At 45.8% G+C, this 14126-nt stretch carries 15 protein-coding genes and 1 pseudogene; 4 read left to right on the forward strand and 12 right to left on the reverse strand.

The window, feature by feature from the left end; all coding sequences use genetic code 11:
* Positions 1-327 (forward strand): annotated as a pseudogene (locus V1U08_RS16825) (bifunctional acetaldehyde-CoA/alcohol dehydrogenase); the annotation flags it as partial.
* Positions 328-480: 153 nt separating this feature from the next.
* Here the strand turns inward: V1U08_RS16825 and V1U08_RS16830 are convergent.
* From V1U08_RS16830 to sodB, 3 genes are all read right to left on the reverse strand, one after another.
* A complete protein-coding gene (locus tag V1U08_RS16830) occupies positions 481-1164 on the reverse strand; it encodes an SDR family oxidoreductase (RefSeq protein ID WP_065297150.1) in 684 nt (227 codons plus the stop codon).
* Between the two features lie 182 nt (positions 1165-1346).
* Positions 1347-1850 (reverse strand): VC2046/SO_2500 family protein, encoded by a 504-nt coding sequence (locus V1U08_RS16835; protein WP_243974191.1) that lies wholly within the window; start codon positions 1848-1850, stop codon positions 1347-1349.
* 154 nt (positions 1851-2004) lie between these two features.
* Positions 2005-2589, reverse strand: coding sequence for a superoxide dismutase [Fe] (gene sodB, locus V1U08_RS16840; protein WP_014232551.1), 585 nt, complete (start codon positions 2587-2589; stop codon positions 2005-2007).
* Between the two features lie 283 nt (positions 2590-2872).
* On the opposite strand from sodB, the gene V1U08_RS16845 reads away from it, so the two are divergent.
* The gene (locus tag V1U08_RS16845; RefSeq protein WP_014232550.1) at positions 2873-3208 is read left to right on the forward strand and encodes a Grx4 family monothiol glutaredoxin; all 336 of its coding nucleotides are present in this window, start codon (positions 2873-2875) and stop codon (positions 3206-3208) included.
* 76 nt (positions 3209-3284) lie between these two features.
* Entirely contained in the window at positions 3285-3914 is a 630-nt protein-coding gene (locus V1U08_RS16850) for a DsbA family protein (protein ID WP_330471061.1), read from the forward strand.
* 85 nt (positions 3915-3999) lie between these two features.
* Here V1U08_RS16850 and V1U08_RS16855 read toward each other — a convergent pair whose 3' ends face one another.
* Both V1U08_RS16855 and rnt read right to left on the reverse strand, forming a co-directional pair.
* Positions 4000-5325, reverse strand: a complete 1326-nt coding sequence (locus tag V1U08_RS16855) for a Na+/H+ antiporter family protein (RefSeq protein WP_014232548.1) — start codon at positions 5323-5325, stop codon at positions 4000-4002.
* Between the two features lie 21 nt (positions 5326-5346).
* Positions 5347-5997 (reverse strand): ribonuclease T, encoded by a 651-nt coding sequence (gene rnt / locus V1U08_RS16860; RefSeq protein ID WP_020335678.1) that lies wholly within the window; start codon positions 5995-5997, stop codon positions 5347-5349.
* A gap of 317 nt (positions 5998-6314) precedes the next feature.
* On the opposite strand from rnt, the gene motY reads away from it, so the two are divergent.
* Positions 6315-7196: a flagellar protein MotY gene (gene motY / locus V1U08_RS16865; protein WP_239947394.1), complete on the forward strand. Its 882-nt coding sequence runs from the start codon at positions 6315-6317 to the stop codon at positions 7194-7196.
* 79 nt (positions 7197-7275) lie between these two features.
* Here the strand turns inward: motY and V1U08_RS16870 are convergent, their stop codons facing one another.
* From V1U08_RS16870 to rsxC, 7 genes are all read right to left on the reverse strand, one after another.
* Entirely contained in the window at positions 7276-7710 is a 435-nt protein-coding gene (locus tag V1U08_RS16870) for a DUF2753 domain-containing protein (protein WP_014232545.1), read from the reverse strand.
* A 141-nt stretch (positions 7711-7851) separates the two neighbouring features.
* Positions 7852-8268, reverse strand: coding sequence for a lactoylglutathione lyase (gene gloA / locus V1U08_RS16875; protein ID WP_014232544.1), 417 nt, complete (start codon positions 8266-8268; stop codon positions 7852-7854).
* A 32-nt stretch (positions 8269-8300) separates the two neighbouring features.
* Positions 8301-8942 (reverse strand): endonuclease III, encoded by a 642-nt coding sequence (gene nth / locus V1U08_RS16880; protein WP_065302659.1) that lies wholly within the window; start codon positions 8940-8942, stop codon positions 8301-8303.
* 74 nt (positions 8943-9016) lie between these two features.
* Positions 9017-9709, reverse strand: a complete 693-nt coding sequence (locus V1U08_RS16885; RefSeq protein WP_330471062.1) for an electron transport complex subunit E — start codon at positions 9707-9709, stop codon at positions 9017-9019.
* On the reverse strand, positions 9706-10341 hold the full coding sequence (gene rsxG, locus V1U08_RS16890; RefSeq protein WP_330471063.1) for an electron transport complex subunit RsxG: 636 nt from the start codon (positions 10339-10341) through the stop codon (positions 9706-9708). Before rsxG ends, V1U08_RS16885 begins: the two co-directional genes overlap by 4 nt.
* A 7-nt stretch (positions 10342-10348) precedes the next feature.
* Positions 10349-11395, reverse strand: a complete 1047-nt coding sequence (rsxD, locus tag V1U08_RS16895; RefSeq protein WP_118118983.1) for an electron transport complex subunit RsxD — start codon at positions 11393-11395, stop codon at positions 10349-10351.
* A complete protein-coding gene (rsxC, locus tag V1U08_RS16900; RefSeq protein WP_330471064.1) occupies positions 11395-14118 on the reverse strand; it encodes an electron transport complex subunit RsxC in 2724 nt (907 codons plus the stop codon). The genes rsxD and rsxC overlap by 1 nt, the downstream gene beginning before the upstream one ends.
* Positions 14119-14126 lie beyond the last annotated feature (8 nt).

Genomic DNA, 14126 nt, shown 5'->3' on the forward strand with positions numbered 1-14126 from the left:
AAGATTGAACGTCTACTAGCATGGATGGATGAGCTAAAAGCTAACCTAGACATCCCAATGTCTATTCAGGCGGCTGGTGTTGCTGAAGCAGACTTCTTCGCGAAACTGGATGAGCTAGCGGTTGAAGCGTTCGATGACCAATGTACTGGTGCGAACCCTCGCTACCCACTAATCAGCGAGTTGAAAGAAGTTCTGACTGCTTCTTACTACGGTAAAGCTTTCGTTGAAGGTGAAACTTTCGAAGGTACTACTGTAATCAAGAAAAAAGCAGACCAAGAAGCAGCGAAACCTGCTCCTAAAGCTAAAAAAGAAAAAGCAGACGCGTAAGTAAGCGTTGTTTGAACAAGGTTTTCGCTAGCACGAAACCTTAATCGGGAAAAGTTAAAAGCCCCAGTCAAATGACTGGGGCTTTTTTTATCTTCTTTGTTCAACCTTCAAGCGCATTCCTGTATTGATGACGAATCAAACAGATACCATTTTTTAGACTTCGGTAGATACGACTCTACCGCTAAAGTACTCATTCGCGACTATGTACTCAGTATTACGTACTAGCTCATCTTGTATTTCCGCCCAATGGATCGCGTCTAAATCTTCTTTGGTATGAGAGACCGATGGGATTACACCACCGACCCTGATATTGAAAGGAGTCAGCTCTTTTGCCCAGCTATGAGTGAACCCAGATACCAACGCCGCCAAACTTTCTACGCCAGTCAGATCTTCGTGGTTATCATGCGAAATCACATTAACGATAACGCCTTTCTTATTCCGGCTACGGAAACGATCTGCGGCAACCTGCCCATAGGTATAAAGAAAACGAGCGGCAGAAGAAAGATGGTCGATATATATACTCATTGGTTCTGGCGCCATTAAGCTTGGCATTGGGGAGCTGGTCCAGCAATTGACCACCACATCTGGTGTTGCGCCAAGTTCGGATTCTATTTGGTCAAATAACAAGTTGATCGAAGTTGTGTCGTCACTGCATACGTGCATGGCGAAAACCTTATTGGTAAACGCGCTAATTTGCTCGTAACTTTCCTTAAGCGAGTCGGCATTTTGATCACATAGAATCAACGTGGCGCCGAGGTGGGCAAAGTGGCTAGAGCATGTTCTGCCAATGACTGAACCTGCTGATGTGACGAGTATAATTGATTCTTTGATATCCATATAACACCTACACAGCTCCGTATAAACCAGTGGTTTGTGCTAACAGCATGGATTAATTTCAAACGGCTCAGTGTGAAAAGCTTCAAACTAACGCTTTTGGGGGAAGACTATTGTGTGGGAATTAGTAAGTCGTCACATTTCGTATGTGTTACAAGTGTAATCAGGTAGTGAAAAGTTGAATACTAAGCCCGAGTTTGAATTTGATATTGGCGCTGAGCGGTAACCAGTTGGTTATATAGCCCGGCATCAGCAATAAGATTCTGATTTCTCGTACCTAAACGACGTCTCTCATGGCCTGATAGGTTATGGTAGACCTCTTCTGGAAGGTCAAATGTGTCTTGGGGCATATAAGTTAGCGCATCTGGCTTGAGGTAGTGGCTAAGCTTTGCGGAAGGTAAGCCTGCATTGTGAAACTGTTTCGCTTGTTCTGCAGCGAGTGCATAACTGCTGCTGTCTGAACGCAAACTTTGTGGTTGAGAAAGGCCAAATTGCTGACGTAGAACTTCGTCACTTGCCTTTACTTCGCTGACTTCTTCTACAGGAACCACATCGCGCACATCGTTCGAAAACATAGATAGAATCAAAGCAAAATCGGCACGACGACCTTCGTGTACGGCACTATTAATACCATAACCGAATTGTAGTTCGTTGATAATTGCTGCTTTGTCTAAAGTATGAATTTGCATGGTGCTCCTCGTAAGATGCTTTTATAGCGGCATGAATCAGAAGAACTTTAGAAAAAAGAAAGCACTAAGAGGGTATTGAAGGGGGCTGTAATAAAAAAGCCCGCTGTATTAGCGAGCTTTTGAATAAGACTAAATTGAACTAGGGGGAAGTAAATTATTTCGCTAGGTTCTCTGCTACGAAATCCCAGTTTACAAGAGCCCAGAAGCCATTCATGTAATCAGGACGTACGTTGCGGTAATCGATGTAGTACGCGTGTTCCCATAGGTCAACAGTTAGAAGTGGAGTTACACCTTCTTCTGTTAGAGGAGTTGCTGCGTTAGAAGTGTTAACGATGTCTAGAGAACCGTCAGCCTTCTTAACTAGCCAAGTCCATGAAGAACCGAAGTTGTTGATTGCTGCATCAGTGAACTTCGCTTTGAATTCTTCGAAAGAACCGAATGCTGCGTTGATTGCATCAGCAACTGCGCCAGTTGGCTCGCCGCCCGCGTTTGGAGCTAGACAGTGCCAGTAGAACGTGTGGTTCCAGATTTGAGCAGCGTTGTTGAATACGCCACCAGTAGAAGTCTTGATGATCTCTTCTAGAGTTTTGCCTTCGAACTCAGTACCAGGAATAAGACCGTTTAGCTTAACTACGTAAGTGTTGTGGTGCTTACCGTGGTGGTAATCTAGAGTCTCTGCTGAGATGTGTGGTTCTAGTGCGTCTTTCGCGTAAGGAAGAGCTGGTAGTTCAAATGCCATTACTCGATTCTCCATTGATATGAAAGGGTAACCTTTCGATTGCTTCCAGTGTTTTTATTCGTTCTGAGTCGATACGACTGACTTGCTAGGTATTTTAGCAAGTTTTTACTTTATTAAAACCCCGATATGAAAATATTTTAAGATGTTAGCTGTGACGAAGTGATGAATCTTGCGTCATCAAACAAGCTTAGTTTAAACCATATCAATTATATGGTTTTTATTCTGCCGTTATTGAGTAGAATGTGGCAGATAAACAAAGTTAAAACCTATGAATGAGGAAGCGATGGAAACTATCGACAAAATCAAACAGCAGATTTCAGAAAACTCTATCCTGCTGTACATGAAAGGATCACCGAAACTGCCAAGCTGTGGTTTCTCTTCTCAAGCGTCACAAGCACTAATGGCATGTGGTGAGAAGTTCGCTTACGTAGACATTCTACAAAACCCAGACATCCGTGCTGAGTTACCAAAATACGCGCAATGGCCAACGTTCCCACAACTGTGGATTGAAGGTGAGCTAATTGGTGGTTGTGACATCATCCTGGAAATGTTCCAGAAAGGTGAACTTCAGCCGCTAATCAAAGAAGCTGCAGCACGCGCTGAAGGTGAAGCTGAGTAATTCGTAAATACTCACATTTAGCGATAGAATACGAGGGAGCCGCACTGGCTCCTTTTTTCTTTTTTAAGGTAGTGGAATGAACATAAAGCTTTACTACGTGCATGATCCTATGTGCAGTTGGTGTTGGGGATACAAACCAACCATCGATAAACTGAAGCAGCAACTGCCGGGTGTGATTCAATTTGAGTATGTGGTGGGTGGGCTTGCACCAGATACAAATTTACCAATGCCACCAGAGATGCAACAAAAGCTCGAAGGGATTTGGCAGCAGATTGAGCGTCAGTTAGGAACTAAGTTCAACTACGACTTTTGGAAATTGTGTACGCCAGTAAGAAGTACTTACCAGTCTTGCCGAGCTGTTATTGCTGCGGGTTTTCAGGACAGCTATGAACAGATGTTGGAAGCGATTCAGCATGCTTATTATCTGCGAGCGTTACCACCTCATGAAGAAGCGACGCATTTACAGCTAGCAAAAGAGATTGGCTTGAATGTCCAGCAGTTCAAAAACGATATGGATGGCACCCTGCTAGAGGGCGTATTCCAAGATCAGCTGAGTTTAGCCAGAAGCCTTGGGGTGAACTCTTATCCGAGTTTGGTTCTGCAAATCAACGATGCCTATTTCCCGATTGAAGTTGATTATTTGTCGACGGAAACAACGCTAAAGCTAATTCGTGAACACATCATCGATAATATGCCTGCACAATAATGTAGATTTTAGATAAGAAAAAGCCGCTCATTGAGCGGCTTTTTCGTAACTAAGTGTATCAACGAATTCTATTAAAGAACGGATACTAAAGCACCATTGCAGCAATCCAACCGAAGATGATCAGTGGGATATTGTAGTGGATAAAGGTCGGTACTACGGTTTCCCAAATGTGCTCATGTTGGCCATCGGCATTCAGACCCGACGTTGGACCTAAAGTTGAGTCAGAAGCTGGAGAACCTGCGTCACCGAGTGCTGCTGCGGTACCAACTAGCGCAATTGTTGCCATCGGTGAGAAGCCAAACGCTAATGAAAGTGGTACATAAATGGTCGCAATAATTGGGATCGTTGAGAACGAAGAGCCAATACCCATAGTTACCAGCAAGCCCACAACCAGCATCAGCAATGCAGCCAGTGGTTTGTTATCGCCGATACTTGTAGAAAGCGATTGAACCAAGGTTTCTACGCCACCAGTTTGCTTCATTACTGCGGCAAAACCTGCTGCAGCGATCATGATAAAGCCAATCATAGCCATCATGTGAACGCCTTTAGTGAATACGTCGTGCGTTTCTTTCCACGCAATCACGCCACCAAAGGTAAAGACCATAAAACCAGCCAGTGCACCAATGATCATTGAGCCCGTGTATAGCTGAACACTCAACGCAGCGACAATGCCGATCGCAGCAACAAGGATGTGTTGTTTATTGATCACATGATTTGTTTCGTGGACAACGGTCAACTCGGTTTCTTCATAGATACGAGGCTTACGGTAGCTGACAAAAATCGCGATCAATAAGCCAAAAATCATACCTGCACCAGGAAGCAACATCGCCGTTGGAACTTGGCTTGCCACAACGTTTTCTAGGCCGTTGTCATGTAAGTTCTTTAATAGGATGTTGTTTAAGAAGATGCCACCAAAACCTACAGGTAACACCATGTATGGCGTGATTAGGCCAAAAGTCAGAACACAGGCAATCAGACGGCGATCCAATTTAAGCTTCGCAAATACGCCCAAAAGAGGTGGAATCAAAATTGGAATAAAGGCGATATGGACAGGAATCACGTTCTGAGAAGACATGGTAACTAAGATCAATGCGACCAATACCGCGTATTTTAAACCGGTCGTTGATGCAGAACTTTCTTTACCATTGATGCGTTTAATCACATCTTTAGCTAACAGGTCAGTGATACCAGACTTAGAGATTGCAACGGCAAATGTACCGAGCATCGCGTAGCTTAAAGCAATAGTTGCACCGCCACCGAGACCGCTTTCAAAAGCAGCAACGGTATCGCCTAGGCTCATGCCAGCGACAAGACCACCGACAATGGCACTGAACGTGAGGGCGACCACCACGTTTACCCGCATCAACGCTAACACGAGCATGACGCAAACAGAAATAACGACAGGATTCATACTTTTTCCAATATATTGTGTTTACTTATTGTTTTCGTCAACAAGCGGCCAACCACCCAGGGCCTTCCATTTGTTAACAATGCCACAGAATAACTCTGCAGTTTTTTGTGTATCGTAAAGTGCCGAATGCGCTTCACGATTGTCGAATTCCATACCCGCCGTTTTACATGCTTTAGCAAGAACGGTTTGGCCGTAAGCAAGACCACTTAGTGCAGCTGTGTCAAAAGTGGCAAACGGATGGAAAGGGACTCGTTTTAGTTTGCAACGTTCGTTCGCTGCGTTAACAAAACCTAGGTCGAAAGCGGCATTATGCGCAACCATGATCGCTCGTGAACAGTCTGCGGCTTTTTGCTCTTTACGGATGAGCTTATAAATTTCTTTTAACGCTTCTTGTTCAGAAACTGCGCCACGTAGTGGGCTAAAAGGGTCACGAATGCCATTGAATTCTAACGCTTCTTTCTCCAAGTTCGCACCTTCAAACGGCTCAACATGAAAATGAATGGTAGAGGCTGGATGCAGGACACCGTCTTCATCCATGCGAAGGGTAACGGCACATATTTCTAAAAGTGCATCAGTTTGAGCATTGAAACCCGCGGTCTCAACGTCAACTACCACAGGGAAATAACCACGAAAACGCTTTTTCAGGGTTAGAGCTTCATTTTCTATTGTCATGTTGGCTTATTTTTGTGTGACGAGGGCGGCATTATTACAGATTCTTACGATGAGAAAAACCGCAATATCAGATAAAAATACAATTCTGCTTTTTAGATACTCAATTCGTCACAGTGGTGCGAAATCCGTAGGTAACAGCCACTGAAACGCTACTTTTATTTTGTCGCCGTCCATTAATCTGACCGCAAATATTGATTGCTAGCAGGTATAAAACAGGATTTGTTTAGTTATTGGCGGGATTATTGCATTAGAAGTGATTGTTTTTGAATTGATGCAGATTGGCGGCAAAAGACTGCCATTTAAGAGAATGATCGCAGATGAATAAATGGCTGATAACCAGTGGTGTTATGTTTTCATTGTTTAGCGCTAGCAGTCACGCGGAGTTGAGCAAGCGTTATGTCGCAACGCCGCAGCAGTCTCAATGGGAGATGATTGTTAACACACCACTCGAATGTCAACTTGTACATCCCATCCCAAGTTTCGGTGACGCGGTATTTTCGTCACATGCGAGTAAAAAGATCAATTTAGACTTCGAGTTAAAGATGCGTCGCCCAATGGGGGAGACTCGTAGTGTGAGCCTGATATCGATGCCTCCACCATGGCGTCCGGGTGAGCATGCGGATCGCATTACTAACCTAAAATTCTTCAAGCAGTTTGACGGCTACGTGGGTGGTCAAACAGCGTGGGGTATTTTGTCTGAACTAGAGAAAGGCCGTTATCCAACCTTTAGTTATCAGGACTGGCAAAGTGGTGATCAAAGAATCGAAGTTGCACTGTCATCGGTGCTGTTTCAAAGTAAATATGATGCCTTCAGCGATTGTATTGCCAATTTATTGAAGTACAGTTTTGAAGATATTGCGTTTACGATTTTGCATTACCAACGTCTGGGCGATCAACTGACCAAAGCATCTAAAAAGCGATTGTCGCAAATAGCGGATTATGTCCGCCATAATCAAGACATTGATTTAGTGCTAGTTGCCACTTATACCGACTCGACCGATGGCAAAAGTGCCAGCCAGGATTTATCGGAAAGACGTGCAGAATCGCTACGAAACTATTTCAAATCCTTAGGTCTACCAGAAGATCGTATTCAGGTGCAAGGCTATGGTAAGCGTCGACCAATCGCTGACAATAGCTCGCCAATTGGTAAAGATAAAAACCGCCGCGTTGTGATTTCTTTGGGGCGAACACAAGTCTAGTGTTCGCGTCACTTCAGATTGCCGATGGTGAGAGTGATTTGATAGAACCTAGTATTAAAACGGACTTGAGCCGTTTCCTCTAGTTCAGGCGAAACTTGGCGATGATTTCACAGTTAGTGGCGGTGTCGATTTTTTCAACTTGTTTAGCAATCACAGGGTTAGGATGACGTTTCATAAAATCAATCAGTGCTTTTGTGCAGCAACCAATGGATTCCATAAAGCTTGCGCAGTCCTTATTTGGGCATTGAGGAATGAGAGTCAGGACTCTTTCAGACGCCAGTTGAAGGTATCGGAGCTCATATTCTGTGTCACCTGCCCAGCGCCAGAATTGTGCTAGGTTATGACAGGAAATAACTGAGATTAACAGGCGTTCGTCAGCTTCAATCTCCACACATTCACTGATGTCTTCACTTAACCTAAGCGCCTGTTGATAATGAAGAATACTACGTATAGGGTCATCTAATTGAAGGGCGGTATCGGCCAGAAGTGTGTGTTTTTCCCATTCACTGATCATTATCGTTATCCCACATATCGAAGTTGGACTTAAATCTAAACGATAACTATTATCAAGTAAAGTGTTTTGTTTACAAATAAAAAGGCAGGTCTCACACCTGCCTTTCGTTCATGCTTTTAACAACCGTTAACTAGAGACGTATTAACCTTCTAGACCAGCAGTTGCTTGTTTGTTTTGGATCAGCTCGATCATGTAGCCATCTGGATCTTTTACGAAAGCGATGTGAGTCGTACCACCTTTAACCGGACCTGGTTCACGCGTTACATTACCGCCAACCGCTTTAATAGCGTCACAAGTCGTGTAGATGTCATCTACGCCGATTGCGATATGACCATAAGCATTGCCCAGGTCATACTCGGTTGTACCCCAGTTGTAAGTCAGCTCAATAACCGCACCTTCTGACTCATCGCCGAAGCCTAGGAAGGCAAGTGTGTACTCGTACTCTTTGTTTTCATTGGTACGAAGCAGCTTCATACCCATAACGTCAGTGTAAAACTTGATTGATTTGTCTAGATCACCAACGCGTAGCATAGTGTGTAGAATTCGACCGTTTGACATTTTTAACTCCTAGCTTTCATTTTCAAATAGCATTAACTATCTGGATATACTTTCTCTTTATATTCGCACAAATCTTCAATGATACAGCTACCACAGCGGGGCTTACGGGCAATACAAGTGTATCTGCCATGTAAGATAAGCCAGTGGTGTACGTCTAATTTAAACTCTTTCGGCACCACTTTTAATAGTTTTTGCTCGACATCATCGACGGTTTTACCCATCGCGAATTTGGTACGATTCGATACGCGATAAATATGCGTATCGACGGCAATGGTGGGCCAGCCAAAAGCGGTGTTGAGCACAACGTTTGCCGTTTTTCTCCCAACGCCAGGCAGGGCTTCAAGTGCGGCACGATCTTCCGGAACTTCACCGTTGTGCTTTTCCAGCAAGATCTTACAGGTTTTGATGGTGTTTTCTGCCTTCGAATTAAACAGGCCAATGGTCTTGATGTATTCTTTTAAGCCATCAACACCTAAATCAAACATGCTCTGTGGCGTATTTGCTACAGGGAAGAGCTTGTCAGTGGCTTTGTTTACGCTCACATCCGTCGCTTGTGCTGAGAGCAATACAGCGATAAGCAGTTCAAAGGGAGAGTTCCAGTTTAGCTCGGTCTGAGGGTTTGGGTTGTTTTCCCTTAATCGTTCTAAAATTTCAATTCTTTTGACTTTGTTCATTGCGGATTTCCAGTACCGTCTTGGCGGATTAAAAAGGCCCTACGAATGGTAGAGCCTAATTTTTATTCTGCGTACTAAGCGTTGGTGACGCGGGCACGTTCAATGGTCGGTTTTTCTTCTTTTGGTTGTCGTGCCTGAATCGAGTTATCGATAATATTTTTTAAGGCGATCAGCAAGCCAACACCAATGAAAGCGCCTGGCGGTAGCAGAGCCAGAAGGAAGCTGCTACCAAAGTGGAACACTTCAATTCTAAGTGAAGCTGCCCAATCGCCTAGTAGTAAATCTGCACCGTCGAATAACGTGCCGTTACCAATGAGCTCACGCATAGCACCTAGTACAACTAGTACACTGGTCATGCCCAGACCCATCCATAAACCGTCTAACGCTGAAGGCAGTACATCGTTTTTCGACGCATAAGCTTCTGCGCGGCCGATAATAATACAGTTGGTTACGATCAGCGGGATAAAGATACCGAGTGAAAGATACAAACCGTATGCGTAAGCATTCATTAACAGCTGTACACAGGTAACCAGTGAAGCAATGATCATGACGAAGACCGGAATACGGACCTCTTTTGGCACGTAGTTACGGATAAGAGAGACCGTCACGTTTGAGCCGACCAGCACCAATAGCGTAGCAATGCCAAGGCCAAGTGCGTTTGTGATCGTAGATGACACAGCCAGCAGAGGACAAAGACCAAGCAATTGAACTAATGCTGGGTTGTTGCTCCACATGCCGTTTTTCATCAGCAGTTTGTTTTCACTCATTGGTTGCCTCCTGCGCAGTCTAGGGGCTGACTAAGAATCTCATCACGGGTGTTATTGACATAGTTTACGGTGTTTCTCACCACTTTGACCACTGCTCTTGGCGTAATTGTCGCGCCAGTAAACTGATCAAAATCACCGCCGTCTTTACGAACTCGCCAAGAGTTCCAGTTTGCTTCTGTGACTTCTTTTCCGGTAAAACTCAGGATCCAATCTGATACACGAAGGTCGATTTTATCGCCTAACCCCGGTGTTTCTTTTTGGCTGAGGACGCGAGTTCCCAGAATTTTCCCTTGGTTATCAATGCCAGTAATGACTTTGATCTCACCGTTGTAACCGTCTGGGGCGATGGACTCAATTGCAATTGCGGTTGGTTCGCCATTTTTAGTCGCAATATAAGCCGGCATTGCATGTAAGGTTCCAAGCTCTGGTGAGCTGACCATAGTGCACGCCTGCGTTAACGCGTTGTCATGCATGGTCTCAGGAATGACCTGATTAAGCACCGACAACAACTGTTTGCGTTCTTGTTGTTTGATTTGATCTTCGGTTAAGTACTGAGTCAATGCCACCAGACCTGTTGTGGCACAAGCAAAGATAGCGAGTGTCAGACCATTTTTTCTAATTGCGGTTAACATGTTTACCTCAGTGCCCGTAAGTTCTAGGTTTGGTGTAGTAGTCAATCAGTGGCACGCACATATTGGCTAGCAGAACGGCGAATGCAACGCCATCAGGGAATCCACCCCAACTGCGAATGATAAAGACGAGTGCACCAATTAGAGCGCCAAAAATTAGGCGACCTTTTACCGTAGTTGAAGCTGAGACTGGATCCGTAGCGATAAAGAAAGCACCCAGCATGGTCGCGCCCGATAGCAAATGGAATATCGGGGATGCTGTTTCTCCCGGAGTGATTAGCGAGAATACCAGACTAAACAACGTCAGACTCGCTAAGAAGCCCACCGGAATGTACCATTGGATGAGACGCTTTTTAATCATCACCAGTCCGCCAATGAAGTAAGCAATATTAACCCATTGCCAACCAACACCCGCTAAACCAGAAAAAATAGGCTGTGACAGGATTTCACCTGGAGTTGCGCCAGTATGCAGACCTGTTTTAAAAGCATCGAGTGGCGTTGCCATTGTCACGCCATCTACGCCTGCACGAACTTGCTGAAGTGATAGGCCATCACCATCAAACCCAGTAAAAATCAGCGATAGGACGTCGGCGAAATTCACGTGATCCGGAATCAGAGATGTCGGAACACTCCAGCTCGTCATTTGAACCGGGAAGGAGATAAGCAGCACAACATAAGCCACCATCGCAGGGTTAAACAGATTCTGCCCAAGGCCACCATAGAGATGTTTGGCTATGACAATCGCAAACACTAAGCCGATCACTGTCAGCCACCAAGGGGACCAAGGCGGAATAGCAACAGCCAGCAGCCAAGCGGTAACGATGGCACTGTTATCTCGAAGAGCTCGAACTGGAGAGCGCTTGCGAGCGATCATCACTAATGCTTCCAGAGATATCGCAACAGCAATGGCAAAAATAAGCTGGATCAGTGTTCCCCAGCCAAAAAAGTAAGTTTGAGCCGCTAAACCAGGGATCGCACACAGTGCCACCCATTTCATCAAATCAGGCGTGCTACGACGACTGTGGGTATGCGGTGAGCTGGCTATAAAAAACGACATTACTCGTTCTCCTCGGTATTATTTTTATCTGCTTCTTGCTGAGCTTTGCGTGCTTTTGCACGAGCAATAGCCGCAGCCACGGCGGCTTTCTTTGGATCTTCTGCTTTCTCTGCCGATGCATCATCTTCAGCAGGTTTTGCTTCTGATTCTTGCTGAGCTTTACGGGCTTTCGCGCGAGCTATGGCAGCAGCGACAGCGGCTTTCTTCGGATCGTCAGTTTGTTCAGCTGGCGCTTCATCTTCAGCAGGTTTTGATTCTGCTTCCTGCTGAGCTTTGCGTGCTTTCGCGCGAGCTATGGCAGCAGCGACAGCGGCTTTCTTCGGATCGTCGGTTTGTTCAGCTGGCGCTTCATCTTCAGCGGGATTTGATTCTGATTCTTGCTGAGCTTTACGAGCTTTCGCGCGGGCAATGGCAGCAGCGACAGCGGCTTTCTTCGGATCGTCGGTTTGTCCAGCCGGCGCTTCATCTTCAGCAGGTTTTGCTTCTGATTCTTGCTGAGCTTTACGAGCTTTCGCACGAGCAATGGCAGCAGCGACAGCGGCTTTCTTCGGATCGTCGGTTTGTTCGGCCGGCGCTGCATCTTCAGCAGGTTTTGATTCTGATTCTTGCACAGCTTTACGAGCTTTCGCACGAGCAATGGCAGCAGCTACGGCGGCTTTCTTCGGATCTTCCGCTTGTTCAGCCGACGCTTCATCTTCAGCCGGTTTTGCTTCTGATTCTTGCCCTGCTTTACGTGCTTTAGCGCGGGCTATAGCCGCAGCGACTGCTGCTTTTTTCGGATCGTCTGTTTGCTCAGCCAGCGCTTCATTTTTAGCCGGTTTTGCATCTGCTTCTTGTCCTGCCTTGCGTGCTTTAGCACGAGCTATAGCCGCAGCAACCGCTGCTTTTTTATCTTCCGGTTCAGCAGAGGTGCTGGTGTCTTCTTGCTGTGCCTTTTTAGCTTTGGCGCGAGCAATAGCAGCGGCCACGGCTGACTTTTTATCATCAGTGTCGTTTGAACCTTCACTTTGCTCTTTTTCTGCTTTGCGTTCTCTAGCCAGACGCTTGCGCTCTTCACGCAGCTTGGCCATCTCGGTGTTATCCGGTTCTGCAGCGCCTGCTTCCGCGGCAGCGGCCTGTTTGGCTTTTGCTTTCGCTATCGCAGCAGCAACCGCTGGTTTCACGGCAGGTTCTGCTTTCTCTTCTGCATTAGCTTTTTGAGCTTTCACACGCGCAATCGCAGCGGCTATCGCATCGTCGCCACCTTTAGACTTCATATCTTTGCGGCGTTCATCAGCAGCTTTCTTGAAGCGGTTTTCTCGCTCTTCTTTTTCGCGTTCCATACGCGCTTTTTTCTCTTCAAAGCGCTGTTTGGCTCGCTCAGCCGCTTCTGCTTCTTGCGCTCGGGTGCGAATTTCGGCTTTTGCCTGACGATAGTATTGCACCAGTGGAATTTCACTTGGGCAAACAAATGCACACGCACCACACTCAATACAGTCTTTGAGGTTTAACTCTTCAAGCTTTTCATATTCTTCTGCTTTGGAATGCCAAAGCAGTTGCTGAGGAAGCAGTGACGCCGGGCAAGCTTCAGCACATTGACCACAGCGGATACATTCCATTTCGTATTGGCTTGCTGAAATCTCAAAGCGAGTTGGTGCAAGAATACAGTTGGCAGTCTTGGTAATCGGAACATGGGAGTGGGGCAGTGTGAATCCCATCATTGGGCCGCCCATGATCAAACGTTGGAGCTTTTTATCGGCCTTGTAGCCAAATTCATCAAGCAACGCTTGAACAGGGGTTCCCAAAAGAGCCCATACGTTGCGTGGCGTCTTAAAGGTTTTACCTGTCAGAGTGACAACGCGTTCAATCATTGGCTCGCCATCAATGACGGCACGTTTGATTGAATACAAAGAACCTACGTTTTGAACCAGAATGCCGATATCAGCAGGGATCGCACCGCTTGGTACTTCTTTGTTGGTCAGAATTTTGATCAGTTGCTTTTCGCCACCTGAAGGGTATTTCGTTGGAATGACGCGGATAACAATGTCTTTGTTTAAAGCTGCATTCTCCAGTGCTTTGATCGCATCTGGCTTGTTATCTTCGATACCAATGATCGTCAGTTTTGGTTTTAGGATATGTTCGACAATCTCAATGCCCTGAATCAGTTCATCGGCATGTTCCTGAATAAGTTTGTCGTCGGCTGTAATATATGGCTCACATTCCGCTGCGTTAACAATCAGGATTTCCGTTCGAGCAACGCCAGATTGAATTTTCTTCGCGGTTGGGAAACCTGCGCCACCCATACCCGAAATACCCGCAAGACGGATAACGTCGATTAGCGCATCTGCAGATTCTTGTGTGTAATCGACAACAGGGGTTTTCTTACACCACGTATCTTTACCGTCAGGCGTGATAACCGCGCACAGTTCACTTAACCCTGATGGGTGAGCGACCGTTCTTGGCTCGATCGCGGTGATTTTACCTGATGTTGGCGCATGAACAGGTACCGTAAAACCGGTTTCGGATTGTGTTAAAGGCTGGCCTTTTAGTACATTGTCACCTGCGGCAACAAGTAGGTTACCTGCTTTACCAATATGCTGTTTCAATGGCAGAACGATCTCTGCCGGAATTGCTGCGCGTAGTAATTCTGCTTTATTGGATTGTTTTTTATTTTCTGCCGGATGCACACCGCCTGGGAAATCCCAAAGCGACCCAGTACGAATTTGTTCAATCAAAGACAACATACGAAACC

Source organism: Vibrio sp. YYF0003 (assembly GCF_036350715.1).
In the GTDB taxonomy this organism is placed as follows: domain Bacteria; phylum Pseudomonadota; class Gammaproteobacteria; order Enterobacterales; family Vibrionaceae; genus Vibrio; species Vibrio natriegens.